Below are 19,240 nucleotides of genomic sequence, written 5' to 3'. Positions count from 1 at the left end.
GAGAGGTCAGTGGATGCGGCGGTAGATGCCGGTGAGCACATCGGCCCAGCCTTCCGCGTCCGGCGAGAACTGGATCTTCAACGAGTAGGAATCGTCGTCGATGATTTCGTAGACGTGGCGCGCATTGCCGCGGAGCGAGCCGCGCACCAGCGTCAGGGTCTTGCCGACCCAGCCGCCGGAGGCGGGCGAGGGCGGCGTGTAGCCGAGCGAGTCGTACCAGAACAATTTGTAGGTCCGGTCCTCACGATCGTAGGTGAAGAGGCCGTGGGTGGCGAAGACCTGCTTGCCGTCGCGGATCTGGACAGCATCCTGGATCAGGTAAAATCCGTTCAGATCCATGCGTGCGACGACATGCGAAGTTGCCGGCCCACCCTCCGTCCAGCGCGACGGGAAGACCACCTCTTCGCCATTCCATTCGCCGGCGAACGCGGCGAGGCGCGTGTGCTCTGCAAGCGGAGATGATGCGGCGAGATGGTCCTGAGTCATGGCCTCAGCCTCCCTTGACGGCCTTCACGATCTTCTGCGCGGCGTCGTCGAGATTGTCGGCCGGCACCACGTTCAGGCCGGATTCACGGATGATCTTCTTGCCGAGCTCGACATTGGTGCCTTCGAGGCGAACCACCAGCGGCACGCTGAGGCCGACCTCGCGCACGGCGGCCGTGACGCCCTCGGCGATCACGTCGCACTTCATGATCCCGCCGAAGATGTTGACCAGGATGCCCTTCACGTTGGGATCGGCGGTGATGATCTTGAAGGCGGCCGCGACCTTTTCCTTGCTGGCGCTGCCGCCGACGTCGAGGAAGTTCGCCGGCGCCATGCCGTAGAGCTTGATGATGTCCATCGTCGCCATCGCGAGGCCGGCGCCATTGACCATGCAGCCGATGTTGCCGTCGAGGGTGACGTAGTTGAGGTCGTATTTCGACGCCTCGATTTCCTTGGCGTCTTCCTCGGTCTCGTCGCGCAGCGCGAGCACCTCGGGATGACGGAACAGCGCATTGTCGTCGAACGACACCTTGGCGTCGAGCACGCGGAGCTGGCCCTGCTTGGTCACGACCAGCGGGTTGATCTCCAGCATCGACATGTCCTTGGCGACGAAGGCGGTGTAGAGCTGCGCGGTGAGCTTCTCGGCCTGCTTGGCGAGATCACCGGAGAGTTTCAGCGCGTTGGCGACGGTGCGGCCGTGATGGCCCATGATGCCGGTCGCGGGATCGACCGAGAAGGTGACGATCTTCTCAGGGGTGTTGTGCGCGACGTCCTCGATGTTGACGCCGCCTTCGGTCGAGACGACGAAGGAGACGCGCGAGGTTTCGCGGTCGACCAGGAGCGAGAGATAGAACTCCTTGTCGATGTCCGAGCCGTCCTCGATGTAGAGGCGGTTGACCTGCTTGCCGGCGGGGCCGGTCTGGATCGTCACGAGGGTCGCGCCCAGCATCTGCTTGGCAAATTCGGTGACCTCCGCGGCCGACTTGGCGATACGGACGCCGCCCTTGTCGCCGGCCGAGGCTTCCTTGAACTTGCCCTTGCCGCGGCCGCCGGCGTGGATCTGGCTCTTCACCACCCAGACCGGACCCGGGAGGGCCTTGGCGGCGGCTTCCGCGTCCGCGGGCTTCAGGACGGGGACGCCCTTTGAGATCGCGACGCCGAACTCGTTCAGCAGCGCTTTGGCCTGATATTCATGGATATTCATATGGTCGCTCCCTGAACCCGCGGGCGGTGACCTCTAGGGCCCACCTCAGTCTTGTGGCTGGCATACCATATACCACAGGAACTGCAACCCGGATTCTTTGACATCGAGATCTCTGGACTGCCGAACCGGGCGCCCACCAAGCCTTCAACAAGAGTTGCAGCCGGGCCCCGGAAGTGAAACCGCCGAAGACCGGATTTCGGTCTTCGGCGGGGATTTTTGCGCTTAGCGGCCGAGAAGATCGGGTGCGATCTTCTTGCAGGCATCGACCAGGCCCTGTACGGCGCCGACCGACTTGTCGAAAGCCTCGCGGTCCTTGCCGGTGAGCTCGATCTCGACGACGCGCTCGACACCCTTGGCGCCGATCACGACGGGCACACCGACATACATGTCCTTCACGCCGTATTCACCGTTGAGGTAGGCGGCGCTGGCCAGCACGCGCTTCTTGTCCCGCAGATAGCTCTCGGCCATCGCGATCGCAGAAGCAGCAGGCGCGTAGAAGGCCGAGCCGGTCTTGAGCAGATTGACGATCTCGGCGCCGCCGTTGCGGGTGCGGTCGACGATCTCGTCGAGGCGCGCCTGCGAGGTCCAGCCCATCTTGACGAGGTCGGGCAGCGGAATGCCGGCGACGGTGGAGTACTTCACCAGCGGCACCATGGTGTCGCCGTGACCGCCGAGCACGAAGGCGGTGACGTCCTCGACCGAGACGTTGAACTCGTCGGCCAGGAAGTAGCGGAAGCGCGAGGAATCCAGCACGCCGGCCATGCCGACGACCTTCTTGTGCGGCAGGCCCGAAGCCTTCTGCAGCGCCCACACCATCGCGTCGAGCGGGTTGGTGATGCAGATGACGAAGGCGTCGGGGGCGTATTTCTTGATGCCGGCGCCGACCTGCTCCATGACCTTGAGGTTGATGGAGAGGAGATCGTCGCGGCTCATGCCGGGCTTGCGCGGCACGCCGGCGGTGACGATGCAGACCTTTGCGTTGTCGAGGGCTTCGTACGAATTGGCGCCGGTGTAGTGCGCGTCAAAACCGTCGACCGGCGACGACTGCGCAATGTCGAGCGCCTTGCCCTGCGGCACGCCCTCGGCGATGTCGAACATCACCACGTCGCCCAGTTCTTTCAGGCCGATGAGATGAGCCAGCGTTCCGCCGATCTGACCTGAGCCAATCAAAGCAATCTTGTCGCGCGCCATGTGAACCTGTCCTTTAGACACGTAAGGAGGGGAAAACTGAGACGGGTGGTTATCCCTTTCGCTCCCCCCGTTCAAGTCGGTGGATGCCCAATTGTCGGGCTTGGCGAATATTGAAGCGCATCCCTGTCATTCCGGGGCGCGACGAAAGTCGCGTGCTACGATGCGCAATTGCGCATCTGAGAATCCATAACCACCAGCGGGAGTATGGATTCCGGGCTCGTCGCTTCGCGACGCCCCGGAATGACAGCGCTGGCAAATAGGACTTAAGTCTCCACCAGGCCCTTGGTGGAGCCGCTGGCGGTGGAATCCTTGCGGCCGTGAGGCAGCGCCAGATAGGATTCCGAGCTCATCTCGATCAGGCGCGACGCCGTCCGCTTGAACTCCATGGCCTCGTTGCCCTCGTGGGCGAGGTAGAGCGAGATCGGATTGGCATCGGCCGAGGCCATCAGCTTCACGGCATTGTCATAGAGCGTATCGATCAGCGTGATGAAACGCTTGGCGGCGTTGCGCTGGGAAAAATCCATCACTGGAATATGGTCGACCAGGATGGTGTGATAGTCGTGCGCGAGCCGGAGGTAGTCGGACGCGCCGAGCGGTTTCTCGCAGAGATCCGCAAATCCGAACCGCGCCACGCCATGGGCCGAGCACGGCACGTGCAGGATGCGGCCCTTGAACGAAATATCGCGCGACTTGCATTTGGCGCCGCCGGTCATTTTCAACCAGGCGCGGTCGAGGGCCGCGCCGGCGTCGCCGTCGGCCGGCGTCAGCCACATCGGCACGCCCTGAAGCTTTTCCAGGCGGAAATCCGTGCGCGCGTCGAGCCGCAGCACGTCCATGTGGTCGGTGATCTGCTTGATGAAGGGCAGGAACAGCGAACGGTTCAGGCCGCCCTTGTAGAGATCGTCGGGCGCGACGTTGGAGGTCGCGACCACCACGGTGCCGAGCTCGAACAGCTTTGCGAACAGGCGGCCGAGGATCATCGCGTCCGCGATGTCGGTGACGTGGAATTCGTCGAAGCAAAGCAGCCAGCTTTCCTCGAAGATCGCGTTCGCGGTCAGCGTGATGACGTCGCCATCGGCGATCTCGCCGCGCGAGATGCCCTGGCGATAATCGTAGATGCGCTCATGCGCTTCCGCCATGAACTCGTGGAAATGCGCGCGGCGCTTGTGCTCGACAGTGCTGTGCTGGAAGAACAGATCCATCAGCATGGTCTTGCCGCGGCCGACTTCGCCATGGACGTAGAGCCCGCGCGGCGCCTCGTCCTTGTCGCCGCTGAACAGACGACTGAGCAGGCCCTGCTTGCGCTGCGGCTTGTAATTCGCGAGCCGCTGGTCGAGCGCCGCATAGGCTTCGGCGATGTCGGCCTGCGCAGCATCGGGCTCGATCGCGCCGGACGCGATCTGGGCCTGGTATGCCTCGCGGAATGAGGAACTGGGGGTGGAGAGCATGGCTCTTTACCGCCAGAGATGCGCGGAAATTGCAAGCCGTGAATTGGTGGGCGGGGTATGCGTTCCGCGTCCCGGACGCGCTACGGGAAGCAGTGACGCTGCGCAGAGCGGGGACCCACTATTTCGTACATCCATCGTGGAGCGATGGGCCCCGGCTCAGCAGCGCACCCCATAGCGTGTCGAAGACGCGCGTAAACGCGCTGATGGCGCTGCGCCGCGTCCGGGGCACGAGAGCTAGCTCACTCACACAGCTCGTAGGCGTCCTCGACCACATAGGGGCCGCCGCCGGTCGATGCGCGGGACGAGAACAAGACAAAACGTTCGGCCAGGAACGCCTTGCTCGGGAAGTAACCGCGCAGCGAGAGATAGTCGGCGACGTCGCGGTCGGACGCGTCGTGCAGCCGGGCCAGCGTGACATGCGGGGTGAACTTGCGGCCTTCAGGATCGAGGCCGATCCGCTGCATCATGCGTTCGAGCTCGGCCTGCAATTCCATCAGCGGCTTGCTCGGCGCGATGGTCGCGACCACCGCGCGCGGCTTGCGGCCACCGAAACTCGTGAGCCCCTGCACCTTCACCTCGAAGGGCTTGCGATCAACGCGAAACAGCATCGATGCGATCTCGTTGGCGGACATGCCGTCAATATCGCCGATGAAGCGCAGGGTAACATGATAATTTTCGGGATCGACCCAGCGGGCGCCTGGAAGGCCGCCCCGTAAATTGGAAAGCGTCTGGCCGATCTCGGCCGGAATTTCCAGACCTGTGAACAAACGCGGCATCGTTTCGCACTCCCGATGCTTGGGCATGATCCCTGGGAAGGATCATATCCAAATTGTAGAGCCGGCGACGAATCACCGGTACCCTGATTCCTATCGCAGTTGTGTGACTCTGCGAAGCATCGCGCGCCTCACCCCGGTAAAACCCTGGGAATTACGGTTAGCGCTGCCCGCTTTTCAGCGGCGCTGCTCGCTTATGTTGCGCAAAAATGCCTCCACGCTGGGCATGATGTTGTTAACGATGATGTCGACGCCGGCCGCGGTCGGATGAATGCCGTCGGCCTGGTTGAGCTTGGCGTCGGCCGCGACGCCGTCGAGGAAGAACGGATAGAGCGGCACGTCGAATTTTTTCGCCAGATCCGGATAAATCGAATTGAAGCGCGCGGCGTATTCCGCGCCGTAATTCGGCGGCGCCAACATGCCGCACAGCATCACCGCGATCTTGCGTGCCTTCAATCGCTGGACAATGTCGGTCAACGCGGTACGCGTCAAATCGGGGTCGATGCCGCGCAGCGCGTCGTTGGCGCCGAGCTCGACGATCACGCCGTCGGTTCCGTCCGGGACCGACCAGTCGAGCCGGTCACGGCCGCCGGACGAGGTGTCGCCGGACACCCCGGCATTGGTCATGTCGACCGCTATGCCTTTGGCTTGCAAGGCTTTTTGAAGTTTTGTGGGGAATGCGTCCTGGGCCGGGAGGCCGAGGCCGGCGCTCAGGGAATCGCCGAGAACGACCAGCTTGACCGGTTTTGCCGCTTCGGCCCATGCCGGATCAACCGCCGTCATCAAAGCGATCATCAACACGGCTATGTGCATGAAGAATCCGTAACGCCTCTCGACCGCGTATGCGGAGTTGCCATATGACCGGACCATGGACAGTCGCATCGAAACCTCTTCGCTCGCCGGCACCGCGCCGGACACCATCGCCATCTCCAACGTCAATCTTTCATTGGGTACGGGCGCGGCACGCGTTCACATCCTCAAGGATATCAGCCTGCGGGTCGCCTCGGGCGAGACGATCGGCCTGATCGGCCCGTCAGGCTCGGGCAAATCCACGCTGCTGATGGTGATGGCGGGGCTGGAGCGTCCTGATAGCGGAGAGGTGGTGGTGTCAGGCACGCCTTTCAATGCCCTCGACGAGGACGCGCTGGCCCGCTTCCGCGGCCGCCAGGTCGGCATCGTCTTCCAGTCCTTCCATCTGATCCCGACCATGACGGCGCTCGAGAACGTCGCCGTGCCGCTCGAACTCGCCGGCAACCCTGACGCTGCAAGACGCGCGGCGCAGGAGCTGCAATCGGTCGGGCTCGGCGATCGCCTGCATCACTATCCGACGCAGCTGTCCGGCGGCGAGCAGCAGCGCGTCGCGCTCGCCCGCGCGCTGGCGCCCGATCCCGCCATCCTCGTCGCGGACGAGCCGACCGGCAATCTCGACGAGGCGACCGGAAAGCAGATCGTCGATCTTCTGTTCAACAAACATGCCGAGCGCGGCATGACCTTGGTGCTGGTCACGCACGATTCCTCGCTCGCACAGCGCTGCGATCGCGTGATCCGCCTGCGCTCCGGCCGCATCGACACCCAGTCTGCGCCGGCATGAGCATCGCGGCCGAACCGTTCGCGAAACCCAACGGCGTCGCGCTGTCGCTGCGCTACGCGCTGCGCGAATTGCGCGGAGGCCTGCGCGGCTTCTATGTCTTCATCGCCTGCATCGCGCTCGGCGTGATGGCCATCGCCGGCGTCGGCTCGGTCTCGGCGAGCCTGAGCGACGGTCTCGCGCGCGAGGGCCGTACGTTGCTCGGCGGCGACGTCTCCTTCGTGCTGTTCCAGCGCGAGGCGAAGCCCGAGGAAGTCTCCTTCCTGCGCTCGCGCGGCACGGTCTCGACAGCCGCGACCTTGCGCGGCATGGCGCGCTCCGCCGACGGCCAGCTCGCGCTGGTCGAGATGAAGGCGGTCGACGACACCTATCCGATGCTGGGTCAGCTGACGCTGGCGCCGCCGCTGCCGACGTCCGACCTGCTCGCGGAGCGCGACGGCGCGTTCGGTGCCGCCGCCGATCCGACGCTGCTGGCGCGGCTGTCGCTGAAGACCGGCGACCGCGTCACCATCGGAAGCGCGACGTTCCAGATCCGCAGCACCGTCGAAGCCGAGCCCGACAAGCTCGCCGGCGGCATCGGTTTCGGGCCGCGCTTCCTGATCAGCGAGGCGGGCCTGCGCGCCACCGGCCTGATCCAGCCCGGCAGCCTGGTGCGCTGGGTGTACCGGGTGAAGCTGCCTGACACCGCCAACAGCGAGCGCGCCACCGACGCCTTCATCGCGGACGCGCGCAACGCCGCGCCGCAGGCCGGCTGGGAGATCCGCAGCCGCTCCAATGCCTCGCCGCAGCTCGAGCGCAACATCAACCGCTTCACGCAATTCTTGACGCTGGTCGGACTCGCCGCGCTCCTGGTCGGCGGCGTCGGCGTCGCCAATGCCGTCAAGAGCCATATCGACCGCCGGCTCGAGGTCATCGCGGCCTTCAAGGCGGTCGGCGCCACCGGCCGCGACGTGTTCGGTATCTATCTGGCGCAGGTCCTCCTGCTGGCGGGAATTGGCTCGGTGATCGGCCTTGCGCTCGGCGCCGCCATGCCGTTCGCCATCGTCGGCCTGTTCGGAAAACTGCTGCCGCTGCCGGTGGTGCCGGCCGTACATGCCGACGAGCTCGCGCTGTCCTTCGTCTACGGCCTGCTCACGGCGCTCGCCTTCGGCCTGTGGCCGCTCGGGCGGGTGCACGACGTGCCTGTCGCCGCGCTGTTCCGCGACACCATCAGTTCCGAATGGCACCGGCCGCGCTGGAGCTATGTCGTGTTCATGGCCGTCGTGATCGCGCTGCTGATCGCGGTCGTGATCGGATTGTCCTTCGACAAGCGCATCGCCGCGGTGTTCGTGGCCTCCTCCGTCGTCGTGTTCGCCCTGCTCCGCGGCATCGCCGCCCTGCTGATGACAATCGCGCGCCGGCTGCCGCGCACGCGCCTGCCGATGCTGCGGCTGGCGATCGCCAACATCCACCGGCCCGGCGCGCTGACGCCCTCCGTCGTGCTGTCGCTCGGGCTCGGGCTCGCCGTGCTCGTCACCATCACCCAGATCGACGGCAATCTGCGCCGGCAGTTCCTTGCGGCCCTCCCCGAGCACGCGCCGTCGTTCTTCTTCATCGACATCCCGAGCACGCAGGCCGAGCAGTTCGACGGCTATCTGCGCCGGATCGCGCCGGGCGCAAAGGTCGAGGACGTGCCGATGCTGCGCGGCCGTATCGTTGCCGCGCGTGGGGTGCGTGCCGAGGACCTCAAGCCCACCACCGATTCCGAATGGGTGCTGCAAAGCGACCGCGGCCTGACCTATACCGCCGAATTGCCGAAGGGTTCCAAGGTGGTCGAGGGCGAATGGTGGAGCGCCGACTATTCCGGCCCGCTGCTGGTCTCGATGGAGAAGAAGATCGCCGACGGGCTCGGCCTCAAGCTCGGCGACGAGATCGTGGTCAACGTGCTCGGCCGCGACATCCCGGCCAAAATCGGCAATCTGCGCACCATCGACTGGCAGGGCATGGGCATCAATTTCGTGCTGGTGTTCTCGCCCAACGCCTTCAAGGGCGCGCCGCACACCCATATCGCGACGCTCACCGAGGCCGGCGGCACTGCGGCCGGCGACGGCAAGATCATCAGGCAAGTCGCCGACACCTATCCGATGGTGACGAGCGTGCGCGTGCGCGAGGTGATGGAGACGGTCGGCTCGGTCGTGACCAATCTGGCGCTCGCGATCCGCGGCGCCAGCGCGGTGACCTTGATCTCGGCGATCCTGGTGCTGGGCGGCGCGCTCGCCGCCGGCCACCGCCACCGGGTCTACGACGCGGTGATCCTCAAGACCCTCGGCGCGACCCGGCTGCGGCTGCTCGGCGCCTATGCCCTCGAATACCTGCTGATCGGACTTGCCACCGCGGTGTTCGGCGTGATCGCCGGCAGCATCGCGGCCTGGATGATCGTGACGCGGCTGATGACGCTGAGTTTCGTCTGGCAGGCCGGCAGCGCGGCCGGCGTGGTCGCGGCGGCCCTGGTCGTCACGGTCGGACTTGGGCTCGCCGGGACGCTGCTGGCATTGAACAAAAAGCCCGCCACGGTGTTGCGGAATTTGTGACAAATGGTAGCGGGCGAGCCCGCGATGTCGGAATCGCACGATTCCAGCGATTAACCACGTCTGCTCGCCAGGATTGCGGGCGAGGGCGACATTCAGCCGCGCGTGGACGGTTGCAGCGAATGTGTTAGTTTCCCACATATCCAATGGGTTCGGACCCCCGATTATGAGCCAGAATTTAGTCGGCACAGATCGGTATCCGAGATAGAATTTGACGAACCGGCGGCATGGCGACCCTCATGCCGGACCGGGCTAACCAACGGGAATTCGACCATGTCGGACCTAGACCGTAACTACGCTTCTCCTTTCGGCAGGGCCGCCGGGCGTGTTGACGCCGCGACGGTCGATGCCGGCCTGCGCGCCTATATGCTGCGCATCTACAATTACATGAGCATCGGCCTCGCCATCACCGGCCTGGCCGCGCTCGGCGTCTATATGGCCGCCGTGACCGACGTTCCGACCCCGGAGGCCGTCCGCGTCGGCAAGCTGTTCCTGACGCCGTTCGGCTACGCGATGTTCGTCAGCCCCCTGAAGTGGCTGTTCATGCTCGCGCCACTCGCGATGGTGTTCGTGATCTCGGCGGGCATCAACCGTCTCGCCCCCTCGACCGCGCAGATCCTGTTCTGGGTGTTCGCGGCACTGATGGGCATCTCGCTGTCCTCGATCTTCCTGGTGTTCACGCACACCTCGATCGTGCGGGTGTTCTTCATCACCGCGGCCACGTTTGGCGCACTGAGCCTCTACGGCTACACCACCAAGCGTGATCTGACCGGGATGGGCTCGTTCCTGTTCATGGGCCTGATCGGCATCATCATCGCGAGCCTGGTCAACCTGTTCCTGGCGAGCACGATGCTGCAGTTCATCGTCTCGGTGGTGGGCGTGCTGGTGTTCGCGGGCCTCACCGCCTGGGATACCCAGCGGCTGAAGAACGACTACATCTACGGCTACGCCTCGGCCGGCGGTGACATCGCAGAGCGTGCGGCCATCACCGGCGCGCTGTCGCTGTACCTGAACTTCATCAACCTGTTCACGCTGCTCCTGCAGCTCCTCGGCCAGCGCGACTAAGCGCTTCGACGAGGGAACGGATACGAACCCCGGCCGAGAGGCCGGGGTTTTTGTTTGGGCCGGGATGCGCGACGCCCCCCGCTGGCATCGCCCGCCTTGTGCGCAATTGCGCACTGGGGCGGGCGATCCAGTACGCCGCAGCGGCTCGGTTCTAGCCGCGCTGTCTCGGAGTACTGGATGCCCCGCCTGCGCGGGGCATGACAGCGGAGAAGATTGGAGGGCTGCTGCGCTGGCAATGACGGAGCATGGGGAAGCGGGGTTGCCCCTTCCAGTGACCGCAGGAAGGCTCTAATCTCGCCGCCATGTCCGCACCTGAGATCAGGCCCGCCATTGAGGCCGACCTTCCCGCCATCACCGCCATCTACAAGCAGGCCGTCCGCGAGGGCACCGCGACATTCGAGCTGGCGCCGCCGGATCTCGCCGAGATGACGCGCCGCTACCGCGCGCTGATCGACGGCGGCTATCCCTATTTCGTCGCCATCCTCGATCGTAGCGTCGCCGGCTATGCCTATGCCGGCGCCTACCGGCCGCGGCCGGCCTACCGCTTCACGGTCGAGAACTCGATCTATCTCGATCCCTCGTTCCACCGCCGCGGCATCGGCTCGTTGCTGCTGGAGCGGCTGATCACCGAATGCGAGGCGCGCGGCTTCCGCCAGATGATCGCGGTGATCGGCGATTCCGCCAATGCCGGCTCGATCGGCGTGCACACGCGCGGCGGCTTCAAGATGATCGGCACGCATCCCAATGTTGGCCTGAAATTCGGCCGCTGGCTCGACACGGTGATGATGCAACGCGACCTCGGCGAGGGCGCGAGCACGGTGCCGAAATAACCTCGGTCTCGTAGGGTGGGCAAAGCGACTTGTCCGCCGTAGCTCGGAGAGCGTAAGGCGGAAGCGTGCCCAGATGCCCGGCGATTGAGGAAAGATGGTGGGCAGGGCGCGGTGCGCCTTTGCCCACACTACGGCACCGTCCGTAAGGCTAAACCACCGCCAGCTTGCGATCGATCACCAGCAGCACGCGCTCGAGCTCGTGGCCGCGGCGCAGGATCAGGCCGGTCGCCGAGATCACACTGTACATGCCCTGCTTGCGCGCCAGCCGCGGGTCCTTCTCGATGCGATAGATCGGCACTTCCGAGGCGCGGCGGAAGACCGAGAACACCGCGCGGTCCTTCAGGAAGTCGATGGCATAGTCGCGCCACTCGCCGTCGGCGACCATGCGGCCGTAGAGGTTGAGGATGCGGTTCAGTTCCAGCCGGTTGAATGTCACCCGGTTGGGTTGGGCATTCGCAGCGGTGGGGCGCGCCACTGCGCGCTGCTCGCTCGGATCGGCATCCTCCGGCGTCAGACTCATCGAGCGCCTCCTCATCTCGCGGCATGATCGCATCCGCGAAGGACCGTCCCCGGAACCGCGGATCATGACAATTGCATGATCGCGCCAACCGTTCCCCGCCGCAAGGGGCTCTTCACTCAACTGATTGAATCAGGTGCGAATCGGAGCACACGCAGGAGTGGAATTCTGTCGCGGCAAACCGTCACGGGATCGTTAGAAGGAATCTTGATATCGCCGCTTTTCCGCCAAGCGCCTGCCGCCCTGCATTGCGAAAAGACCTGTGTGCGTTGACCCGGTCCTTTCGGTTCCGGATTCCTCAGCCCCCAGCCCCCCGGGGCCGTCAGGATCGGGTCTGTACGCGCGACAAGGAGGGCCAACGCAAGTTGGTCCTTTTTGGTTTGTGGCGAGATGTTTCCGGCACGACCAACTTCCCTCTGATTGACGCGAAGACAACTCTCTCCCCTCATCCTGAGGAGCCGCGAGGCGGCGTCTTGAAGGATGGAAGGCCGCGCCGCATCAGCCGCGCCTGCATGGTTCTCGCGGCGATGCGTAGCATCGTCCGCCTCGCGCGCAAGGGCGCGCTCCTCACCATGAGGAGTTAGAGCGAGTACGACACTAGCGAGAGAAATCGGATCTAGTGCAGCGACGTGTATGCTGCGCCGAGCATCGCACCCGGCTTCTCACGGCTGCCGTCCTGGACATAGACCACAGCGCCGTCGACGCCGTCGCGCGTGAGATTTTCCAACGGCACCGTCCAGCTTTCCGGACGCCCGTTCCAGTCGCCGACCTTGAGCAGGTTGCGCACGACGTTGTGATAGGTGATCTGCTGTCCCCGATTTTCGCCGCGGCTGATTGCGATCGGCACCGATTTCGTGATCGAGCAGATCCAGACCTCACCGTGCGAGACCGCCGACTCCTTGCTCGCCGCCACCGACACGTTGATCTGCTTGCCTGCAAGCGACATCGTCACCGGCACGCTCATTACGCCTGTGCCGTTGTCGGTCTTGCCGATCGCGCTCTCGATGCCGGCGCGATCGCTGCCGATGACATGCGTCGAACCGTTGACCACGACTTGCGGCGTATAGACCTCGCGGTCGCCGCGCATGCGCGAATAGGCGCGCTGCCGCGCCGAGAAGCGCGAATCCGCAAGCGTGTCCTTCCAGCCGAGATAATCCCAATAGTCGATCGGCATGCTCAGCGCGATGATCGACGGGTCGTTGGAGAGATCGCCGATGACCTGGTCGGCGGGCGGGCAGGAGGAGCAGCCCTGCGATGTGAAGAGCTCGACTACGGCGCGAGGATCAGCCTCGGCGGGACGGATGACGGCGACGATGGCGCAGATACCAAGTGCTCCCGACCAGAGTGCACCGGACCAGCGCGAAACCAGATTAGAAGCCATCATTGCAGTCATTTTGAACGTCACACCTCGCACGCGTGGGGGAAGATCCTATCGCCTGATGGTCACCGTAGTCTTACGGGCATCGTACATTCAACCGTCCAGGGCGAGGTTTTCCGCCGGGCGGGACCATCGGACGCGTGTTCTAACGCACGAAGGCGGCCTTGTGATAGGCCGCCCTCGTTTAACCTTCTACTCACGTCGCGGTGAGCCACCGTTCACAAATTCGCGCTTAGGCCGCGAGCTTGCGCAGCACGTAGTGCAGAATGCCGCCGTTCCGGTAGTAATCGAGCTCGTCCAGCGTATCGATGCGGCAAAGCAGCGAAACCCGCTGCAACGAACCGTCGCCGGAGACGATCTCCGCGGTCAGCTTCTGACGCGGCTTCAGGTCGCCGACCAGGCCGCGCAGCGTGACCTTCTCGTCGCCCTTCAGGCCGAGCGACGACCAGGAGGTGCCCTCTTCGAAGGTCAGCGGCAGCACGCCCATGCCGACCAGGTTGGAGCGGTGGATGCGCTCGAAGCTCTGGCAGATCACGGCGCGGACGCCGAGCAAGCGTGTGCCCTTCGCAGCCCAGTCGCGCGAGGAACCGTTGCCGTATTCGGCACCGGCGAACACCACCAGCGGCACCTGCTCCTGCTGGTACTTCATCGCGGCGTCGTAGATCGACATCTGCTCGCCGTCGGGCCAGTGCTTGGTGAGACCGCCTTCCGGGATATTTCCGTCAGCGCCCTTCAGCATGAAGTTCTTGATGCGGATGTTGGCGAAGGTGCCGCGCATCATCACTTCATGGTTGCCGCGACGCGTGCCGTACTGGTTGAAGTCGGCCGGACGCACCTGGTGTTCGCTGAGATATTTGCCGGCGGGCGAGGTGAGCTTGATCGAACCGGCCGGCGAGATGTGGTCGGTGGTGATCTTGTCGCCGAACATGGCGAGGATGCGCGCCTCGATGATGTCGGTGACCGGCTCCGGCTCCTTCTTCATGCCGTCGAAATAGGGCGGGTTCTGCACATAGGTCGAGCTCATGTTCCAGCGATAGGTCTCGCTCTCGACCGTCTTGATCTTGCGCCAGTTGGTGTCGCCCTTGAACACGTCGGCATACTTCTTCTTGAAGATCGACGCGGTCACGAACTTCTTCATGAAGGCGTTGATCTCCTTCGTCGTCGGCCAGATGTCCTTGAGGTACACCGGCTTGCCGTCCTTGCCTTCACCGAGCGGCTCGACGGCGAGGTTCTTGGTGACGCTGCCCGCGAGCGCGTGGGCGACGACCAGCGGCGGCGAAGCCAGATAGTTCGCCTGCACGTCCGGCGAGACGCGGCCTTCGAAGTTGCGGTTGCCGGAGAGCACGGCGGCCGCGACGATGCCGTTGTCGTTGATCGACTTCGAGATCTCCTCGGGCAGCGGACCGGAATTGCCGATGCAGGTGGTGCAGCCGAAGCCGACCAGGTTGAAGCCGACCTTGTCGAGATCAGCCTGCAGACCGGAATCGGCGAGATAGGCCGCGACCACCTGGCTGCCCGGCGCGAGCGATGTCTTCACCCACGGTTTTGCCTTGAGGCCCTTGGCGGCAGCGTTGCGCGCAAGCAGGCCGGCGCCGATCAAGACGCTCGGATTCGAGGTGTTGGTGCAGGAGGTGATGGCGGCGATCACGACGTCGCCATGACCGATCTCGAAGTTCTTGCCGTCGACGGCAAAGCGCTTCCCGGGCTCGTCGGTCTTCTTGTACTCGGTGCCGAGCGCGAGCGAAAAGCCTTCGGCGACCGACGGCAGCGCGATGCGGCCTTCGGGACGCTTCGGACCGGCCATCGAGGGAACGACGTCGCCGAGGTCGAGGGTCAGCGTTTCCGTGAACACCGGATCGGCCGACTTGGCGGTGCGGAACAGGCCCTGCGCCTTGGCATAGGCCTGCACCAGCGCGACGCGCGCCGGAGCGCGGCCGGAGGTCTTGAGGTAATCGAGCGCAGCAGCGTCGACCGGGAAGAAGCCGCAGGTCGCGCCATATTCCGGCGCCATGTTGGCGATGGTCGCCTTGTCGGCGACGGACAGGTGATCAAGGCCGGGACCGAAGAACTCGACGAACTTGCCGACCACGCCGAGCTTGCGCAGCATCTGCGTCACGGTCAGCACGAGGTCGGTCGCGGTGACGCCTTCCTTCATCGAGCCCTTCAGCTTGAAGCCGACGACGGTGGGCAGCAGCATCGACAGCGGCTGGCCGAGCATGCAGGCTTCCGCCTCGATGCCGCCGACGCCCCAGCCGAGCACGGCGAGACCGTTGACCATGGTGGTGTGGGAGTCGGTGCCGACGAGCGAGTCGGGATAGGCGACCTCGAAGGTGCCGGTCTTCTTGCCGACCGTCATCTTCTCCTTCTTGGTCCAGACCGTCTGGGAGAGATATTCGAGATTGACCTGATGGCAGATGCCGGTGCCGGGCGGCACGACCGAGAAGTTCGAGAACGCCTTCTGGCCCCACTTCAGGAACTCGTAGCGCTCCTGGTTCTGCTTGTATTCCTCGGTGACGTTCTTGCCGAAGGCCTTGTTGTCGCCGAAGAAATTCACGATCACGGAGTGGTCGATGACGAGGTCGACCGGCACCAGCGGATTGATCTTCTCGGCATCGCCGCCGAGCTTCTGCATCGCGTTGCGCATCGCGGCGAGGTCGACCACGGCCGGCACGCCGGTGAAATCCTGCATCAGCACGCGGGCCGGGCGGAATGCGATCTCATGCTCCAGCGACTTCTTGCGCAGCCACTTCGACACCGCCACGATGTCTTCCTTCTTGACCGTGCGGCCGTCCTCGTTGCGCAGGAGGTTCTCGAGCAGAACCTTCATCGAATAGGGGAGTTTCGAAATTCCCTTCAGACCATTCTTCTCGGCCGTGGGCAGGCTGTAATAGACATAGGTCTTGGCGCCGACCTTGAGGGTCTTTTTGCATTTGAAGCTGTCGAGCGAGGTCATGTAGGAAATCCCAATTGTTAGTTATACCCGGCAAGGGGTATTTTAACACCGTCAGCGAGTCCGGCTGGGTCGCTTGCAGGGGCAGGTTAAGTTGCTGCATCAAGTAGTTCCGGGCTTATAGAAGCTTTCTAACCGCGCCGCCACAGCCACAAACGTGCCGCAGCAATCCGCGAGCCAAAAATTCCCATGCGCTACCCCAAGATTTCCTGAGGCCAGGCTTTGAGCGGATTGAACCAAGGCAAGATGCAGCTGTCCGGACGCGGGGTCGTCTGCGTGCGCGGCGGCCGCGAGGTGTTCTCCGGGCTCGATTTCGAGGCGGTCTCGGGCGAGGCCGTGGCGGTCGTGGGCCGCAACGGCTCGGGCAAGACCTCGCTGCTGCGGCTGATCGCGGGCCTGCTGATTCCGGCCGGCGGGACAATCGCGCTCGCCGGCGGCGACGCCGAGCTGACGCTGCCGGAGCAGTGCCACTATCTCGGCCATCGCGACGCCCTGAAGCCGGCGCTGAGCGTGGCGGAAAACCTGTCATTCTGGGCTGATTTTCTGGGCGGCGAGCGCAGTGATGCGGCCAAGAGCCTCGCCATCGTCGGGCTCGATCACGCCACCCATTTGCCGGCCGCCTTCCTGTCCGCCGGCCAGCGCCGCCGCCTCTCGCTGGCCCGGCTGCTGACGGTGCGCCGCCCGGTCTGGCTGCTGGACGAGCCGACCACGGCGCTGGACGTGGCCGGCCAGGGCATGTTCGAGGGCCTGATGCGGGAGCATCTGGCCCGGGGCGGCTTGATCATGGCTGCGACCCATGCGCCGCTCGGCATCGATTCGCGGGAGCTGAGGATTGGGGGAATGGCATGATTCCGACGGACCCTCAGCTTTCTAAGCGGCTGGGCTCCGCCCTCTCCGTTCCCTCCCCCCTCTTGTCCGCCCTCATCCGCCGGGATATCCGGATCGCGCTCCGCGTCGGCGGCGGGGCGCTGATCGGCGTGCTGTTCTTCCTGACCGTCGTCGTCCTGATGCCGTTCGCGGTGGGGCCGGATCTGGCGCTGCTGTCGCGGCTGGGGCCGGCGATCCTGTGGCTCGGCGCGCTGCTGGCGAGCCTGCTCACCCTGGACCGGCTGTTCATGGCCGACCACGAGGACGGCTCGCTCGACCTGATCACGATGAGCCGGACGCCGCTGGAACTCGCCTGCGCCGCCAAGGCGCTGGCGCATTGGCTGGCCGCGGGCCTGCCACTGATTGTCGCAACCCCGGTGCTCGGCCTGCTGCTCAACCTCGACATGGTCGCGACCGGGGCGGTGGCGCTGACGCTCCTGGCCGGTACGCCGGCGCTGACCTTCACCGGCATGATCGGCGCGGCACTGGCGGTGACGCTGCACCGGGGCGGACTGTTGATGGCCGTGCTGGTGCTGCCGCTGTCGATCCCGGTGCTGATTTTCGGCGTCGCGGCCTCGCAGGCCGTGATCGTCGGGCCCATGACGTTCGGCGCACCGTTCTCGATCCTGTGCGCGCTGTCGCTGGTCAGCCTCGTCATCGGGCCTTTCGCGGCAGCGGCGAGCCTGCGCCATGGTCTCGATTGAGATGGACTGGATTGCCCTTGACCCCGATCAACTTTCGCTGCGCGCTTTTATGCTGATTGCGTGAGTGCTGACCTGTGATTATCAGAATACCATGACGCTGATCGATCTCGCCAATCCGACACGGTTCCTCGCGCTGACGGCGCGGGTGTTGCCGTGGCTTGTGGCCGCGACCGTCATCCTGCTCAGCATCGGCCTCTACCAGTCTGCCCTCGCGCCCGACGACTACCAGCAGGGCGCGACGGTGAAGATCATGTTCATCCACGTGCCCAACGCCTGGCTGTCGATGTTCGTCTGGGGCGTGATGAGCATCGCCTCATTGGGCACGCTGGTGTGGCGACATCCGCTCGCCGACGTCGCCGCCAAGGCCGCCGCGCCGATCGGCGCCGCCTTCACCTTCCTCGCGCTGCTCACGGGATCGCTGTGGGGTCGGCCGATGTGGGGCACCTATTGGGAATGGGACGCGCGGCTGACCTCGGTGCTGATTCTCTTCCTGATGTATCTCGGCCTGATGGCGCTGTGGCGCGCGGTCGAGGATCCCTCGCGCGCGGCGCGCGCCGCCGCCGTGCTGACGCTGGTCGGCGCGATCAACCTGCCCATCATCAAATTCTCGGTCGATTGGTGGAACACGCTGCACCAGCCGGCGTCGGTGATGCGCATGGGCGGCTCGACGCTCGACAAATCGTTCCTGATCCCGCTGCTGCTGATGGCCATCGCGTTCACGCTGCTGTTCGTCACGTTGCACCTGGCGGCGATGCGCAACGAGATCTTGCGCCGCCGCGTCCGCTCCTTGCAGATGATGCAGGCGAGCCAGAAGGCCGCATGACGATGTCGCTTGGTCCCTACGCGTCGTTCATCGTGACGTCCTATGCCGCGGCCGCGCTCGTCGTCGTGATCCTGATCGGCTGGATCGTGCTCGACTATCGCAGCCAGACCGAGCGCCTGCGCGAGCTCGACCGCAGCGGCGTCACCCGCCGCTCCGGACGCAGCGCAACGGACACGCCATGAGAGATCAATCATGAGCGATCAACCGACGTCCGCTCCGCCGCCGCGCCGCACCTTCCTGATGGTGCTGCCGCTGATTGCCTTCATCGCCCTGGCGCTGCTGTTCTGGTTCCGGCTCGGCAGCGGCGATCCCTCGCGGATTCCGTCCGCGCTGATCGGCCGGCCGGCGCCGCAGACCGCGCTGCCGCCGCTCGAGGGATTGCAGGCCGACAATTCGCAGGTGCCAGGCCTCGATCCCGCCGCGTTCAAGGGCAAGGTCAGCCTCGTCAATGTCTGGGCGTCCTGGTGTGTGCCCTGCCATGACGAGGCGCCGCTCCTGACCGAGCTCGCCAAGGACAAACGCTTCCAGCTCGTCGGCATCAACTACAAGGACGCGGCCGACAACGCGCGCCGTTTCCTCGGCCGCTACGGCAACCCGTTCGGCCGCGTCGGCGTGGACGCCAACGGCCGCGCCTCGATCGAATGGGGCGTCTATGGCGTGCCGGAGACGTTCGTCGTCGGGCGCGAAGGCACCATCGTCTACAAGCTGGTGGGACCGATCACGCCGGACAATTTGCGGACGGTGCTGCTCCCGCAGATGGAGAAGGCGTTGAAGGCGGGGAGCTGAGCTCCGCTCTCGCGCGAGCGCAGGGGCCAGCACCACGCACCGCTGTCATGCCCCGGCTTGACCGGG

18 protein-coding genes are annotated in these 19,240 nt (G+C 64.9%); 9 read left to right on the top strand and 9 right to left on the bottom strand.

The window, feature by feature from the left end:
- Nucleotides 1-6: 6 nt before the first annotated feature.
- The 6 genes from AC0L3X_RS28820 to AC0L3X_RS28795 form a co-directional block, all read right to left on the bottom strand.
- On the bottom strand, nucleotides 7-486 hold the full coding sequence (locus tag AC0L3X_RS28820) for a DUF1579 family protein (protein WP_166053462.1): 480 nt from the start codon (nucleotides 484-486) through the stop codon (nucleotides 7-9).
- Between the two features lie 4 nt (nucleotides 487-490).
- The gene (sucC, locus tag AC0L3X_RS28815; RefSeq protein ID WP_135215827.1) at nucleotides 491-1,687 is read right to left on the bottom strand and encodes an ADP-forming succinate--CoA ligase subunit beta; all 1,197 of its coding nucleotides are present in this window, start codon (nucleotides 1,685-1,687) and stop codon (nucleotides 491-493) included.
- Between the two features lie 222 nt (nucleotides 1,688-1,909).
- Nucleotides 1,910-2,878, bottom strand: a complete 969-nt coding sequence (mdh, locus tag AC0L3X_RS28810) for a malate dehydrogenase (RefSeq protein ID WP_063980412.1) — start codon at nucleotides 2,876-2,878, stop codon at nucleotides 1,910-1,912.
- A 263-nt stretch (nucleotides 2,879-3,141) separates the two neighbouring features.
- On the bottom strand, nucleotides 3,142-4,326 hold the full coding sequence (gene zapE / locus AC0L3X_RS28805) for a cell division protein ZapE (RefSeq protein WP_354132393.1): 1,185 nt from the start codon (nucleotides 4,324-4,326) through the stop codon (nucleotides 3,142-3,144).
- Between the two features lie 239 nt (nucleotides 4,327-4,565).
- Nucleotides 4,566-5,102 carry an RNA 2',3'-cyclic phosphodiesterase gene (gene thpR, locus AC0L3X_RS28800; RefSeq protein WP_354132392.1) on the bottom strand — a complete coding sequence of 179 codons (537 nt, stop codon included), beginning with the start codon at nucleotides 5,100-5,102 and terminating at the stop codon, nucleotides 4,566-4,568.
- A gap of 174 nt (nucleotides 5,103-5,276) precedes the next feature.
- Nucleotides 5,277-5,912, bottom strand: a complete 636-nt coding sequence (locus tag AC0L3X_RS28795) for an arylesterase (RefSeq protein WP_166346762.1) — start codon at nucleotides 5,910-5,912, stop codon at nucleotides 5,277-5,279.
- Between the two features lie 55 nt (nucleotides 5,913-5,967).
- Between AC0L3X_RS28795 and AC0L3X_RS28790 the strand changes: the two genes are divergently transcribed.
- The 4 genes from AC0L3X_RS28790 (at nucleotide 5,968) to AC0L3X_RS28775 (ending at nucleotide 11,149) form a co-directional block, all read left to right on the top strand.
- On the top strand, nucleotides 5,968-6,690 hold the full coding sequence (locus tag AC0L3X_RS28790; protein ID WP_071908649.1) for an ABC transporter ATP-binding protein: 723 nt from the start codon (nucleotides 5,968-5,970) through the stop codon (nucleotides 6,688-6,690).
- A complete protein-coding gene (locus tag AC0L3X_RS28785) occupies nucleotides 6,687-9,257 on the top strand; it encodes an ABC transporter permease (protein WP_354132391.1) in 2,571 nt (856 codons plus the stop codon). Before AC0L3X_RS28790 ends, AC0L3X_RS28785 begins: the two co-directional genes overlap by 4 nt.
- Nucleotides 9,258-9,527: 270 nt before the next feature.
- Complete coding sequence (locus AC0L3X_RS28780) at nucleotides 9,528-10,319, top strand: Bax inhibitor-1/YccA family protein (RefSeq protein ID WP_014490629.1); 792 nt, start codon at nucleotides 9,528-9,530, stop codon at nucleotides 10,317-10,319.
- A 302-nt stretch (nucleotides 10,320-10,621) separates the two neighbouring features.
- Nucleotides 10,622-11,149, top strand: coding sequence for a GNAT family N-acetyltransferase (locus AC0L3X_RS28775; protein ID WP_354132390.1), 528 nt, complete (start codon nucleotides 10,622-10,624; stop codon nucleotides 11,147-11,149).
- Nucleotides 11,150-11,297: 148 nt separating this feature from the next.
- Here AC0L3X_RS28775 and AC0L3X_RS28770 read toward each other — a convergent pair whose 3' ends face one another.
- The 3 genes from AC0L3X_RS28770 to acnA all read right to left on the bottom strand — a co-directional run bounded on the left by AC0L3X_RS28770 (nucleotide 11,298) and on the right by acnA (nucleotide 15,997).
- Nucleotides 11,298-11,669, bottom strand: coding sequence for a DUF2794 domain-containing protein (locus AC0L3X_RS28770; protein WP_063980407.1), 372 nt, complete (start codon nucleotides 11,667-11,669; stop codon nucleotides 11,298-11,300).
- Nucleotides 11,670-12,282: 613 nt separating this feature from the next.
- Nucleotides 12,283-13,059, bottom strand: coding sequence for a DUF1223 domain-containing protein (locus tag AC0L3X_RS28765; RefSeq protein ID WP_063985992.1), 777 nt, complete (start codon nucleotides 13,057-13,059; stop codon nucleotides 12,283-12,285).
- Between the two features lie 217 nt (nucleotides 13,060-13,276).
- Entirely contained in the window at nucleotides 13,277-15,997 is a 2,721-nt protein-coding gene (acnA, locus tag AC0L3X_RS28760; protein ID WP_354132388.1) for an aconitate hydratase AcnA, read from the bottom strand.
- Nucleotides 15,998-16,240: 243 nt separating this feature from the next.
- On the opposite strand from acnA, the gene ccmA reads away from it, so the two are divergent.
- The 5 genes from ccmA (at nucleotide 16,241) to AC0L3X_RS28735 (ending at nucleotide 19,174) form a co-directional block, all read left to right on the top strand.
- Nucleotides 16,241-16,843 (top strand): heme ABC exporter ATP-binding protein CcmA, encoded by a 603-nt coding sequence (gene ccmA, locus AC0L3X_RS28755; protein ID WP_354132414.1) that lies wholly within the window; start codon nucleotides 16,241-16,243, stop codon nucleotides 16,841-16,843.
- The gene (gene ccmB / locus AC0L3X_RS28750) at nucleotides 16,840-17,565 is read left to right on the top strand and encodes a heme exporter protein CcmB (RefSeq protein ID WP_473317032.1); all 726 of its coding nucleotides are present in this window, start codon (nucleotides 16,840-16,842) and stop codon (nucleotides 17,563-17,565) included. The genes ccmA and ccmB overlap by 4 nt, the downstream gene beginning before the upstream one ends.
- A gap of 91 nt (nucleotides 17,566-17,656) precedes the next feature.
- A complete protein-coding gene (locus AC0L3X_RS28745) occupies nucleotides 17,657-18,388 on the top strand; it encodes a heme ABC transporter permease (RefSeq protein ID WP_354132413.1) in 732 nt (243 codons plus the stop codon).
- Nucleotides 18,385-18,570, top strand: coding sequence for a heme exporter protein CcmD (gene ccmD, locus AC0L3X_RS28740; RefSeq protein ID WP_014490637.1), 186 nt, complete (start codon nucleotides 18,385-18,387; stop codon nucleotides 18,568-18,570). Before AC0L3X_RS28745 ends, ccmD begins: the two co-directional genes overlap by 4 nt.
- A gap of 10 nt (nucleotides 18,571-18,580) precedes the next feature.
- Entirely contained in the window at nucleotides 18,581-19,174 is a 594-nt protein-coding gene (locus AC0L3X_RS28735; RefSeq protein WP_354132387.1) for a DsbE family thiol:disulfide interchange protein, read from the top strand.
- Nucleotides 19,175-19,240 lie beyond the last annotated feature (66 nt).

The organism is Bradyrhizobium sp. MI1.7 (assembly GCF_055811795.1).
Note: the sequence above shows the minus strand (reverse complement) of the source record. Positions and strands in the feature narration are given on the sequence as shown.

Excerpts from the sequence above, each read along its gene's own strand:
- AC0L3X_RS28820 (WP_166053462.1), bottom strand. The coding sequence starts at position 486 with ATGACTCAGGACCATCTCGCCGCATCATCTCCGCTTGCAGAGCACACG.
- sucC (WP_135215827.1), bottom strand. The coding sequence starts at position 1,687 with ATGAATATCCATGAATATCAGGCCAAAGCGCTGCTGAACGAGTTCGGC.
- mdh (WP_063980412.1), bottom strand. The coding sequence starts at position 2,878 with ATGGCGCGCGACAAGATTGCTTTGATTGGCTCAGGTCAGATCGGCGGA.
- zapE (WP_354132393.1), bottom strand. The coding sequence starts at position 4,326 with ATGCTCTCCACCCCCAGTTCCTCATTCCGCGAGGCATACCAGGCCCAG.
- thpR (WP_354132392.1), bottom strand. The coding sequence starts at position 5,102 with ATGCCGCGTTTGTTCACAGGTCTGGAAATTCCGGCCGAGATCGGCCAG.
- AC0L3X_RS28795 (WP_166346762.1), bottom strand. The coding sequence starts at position 5,912 with ATGCACATAGCCGTGTTGATGATCGCTTTGATGACGGCGGTTGATCCG.
- AC0L3X_RS28790 (WP_071908649.1), top strand. The coding sequence starts at position 5,968 with ATGGACAGTCGCATCGAAACCTCTTCGCTCGCCGGCACCGCGCCGGAC.
- AC0L3X_RS28785 (WP_354132391.1), top strand. The coding sequence starts at position 6,687 with ATGAGCATCGCGGCCGAACCGTTCGCGAAACCCAACGGCGTCGCGCTG.
- AC0L3X_RS28780 (WP_014490629.1), top strand. The coding sequence starts at position 9,528 with ATGTCGGACCTAGACCGTAACTACGCTTCTCCTTTCGGCAGGGCCGCC.
- AC0L3X_RS28775 (WP_354132390.1), top strand. The coding sequence starts at position 10,622 with ATGTCCGCACCTGAGATCAGGCCCGCCATTGAGGCCGACCTTCCCGCC.
- AC0L3X_RS28770 (WP_063980407.1), bottom strand. The coding sequence starts at position 11,669 with ATGAGTCTGACGCCGGAGGATGCCGATCCGAGCGAGCAGCGCGCAGTG.
- AC0L3X_RS28765 (WP_063985992.1), bottom strand. The coding sequence starts at position 13,059 with ATGACTGCAATGATGGCTTCTAATCTGGTTTCGCGCTGGTCCGGTGCA.
- acnA (WP_354132388.1), bottom strand. The coding sequence starts at position 15,997 with ATGACCTCGCTCGACAGCTTCAAATGCAAAAAGACCCTCAAGGTCGGC.
- ccmA (WP_354132414.1), top strand. The coding sequence starts at position 16,241 with ATGCAGCTGTCCGGACGCGGGGTCGTCTGCGTGCGCGGCGGCCGCGAG.
- ccmB (WP_473317032.1), top strand. The coding sequence starts at position 16,840 with ATGATTCCGACGGACCCTCAGCTTTCTAAGCGGCTGGGCTCCGCCCTC.
- AC0L3X_RS28745 (WP_354132413.1), top strand. The coding sequence starts at position 17,657 with ATGACGCTGATCGATCTCGCCAATCCGACACGGTTCCTCGCGCTGACG.
- ccmD (WP_014490637.1), top strand. The coding sequence starts at position 18,385 with ATGACGATGTCGCTTGGTCCCTACGCGTCGTTCATCGTGACGTCCTAT.
- AC0L3X_RS28735 (WP_354132387.1), top strand. The coding sequence starts at position 18,581 with ATGAGCGATCAACCGACGTCCGCTCCGCCGCCGCGCCGCACCTTCCTG.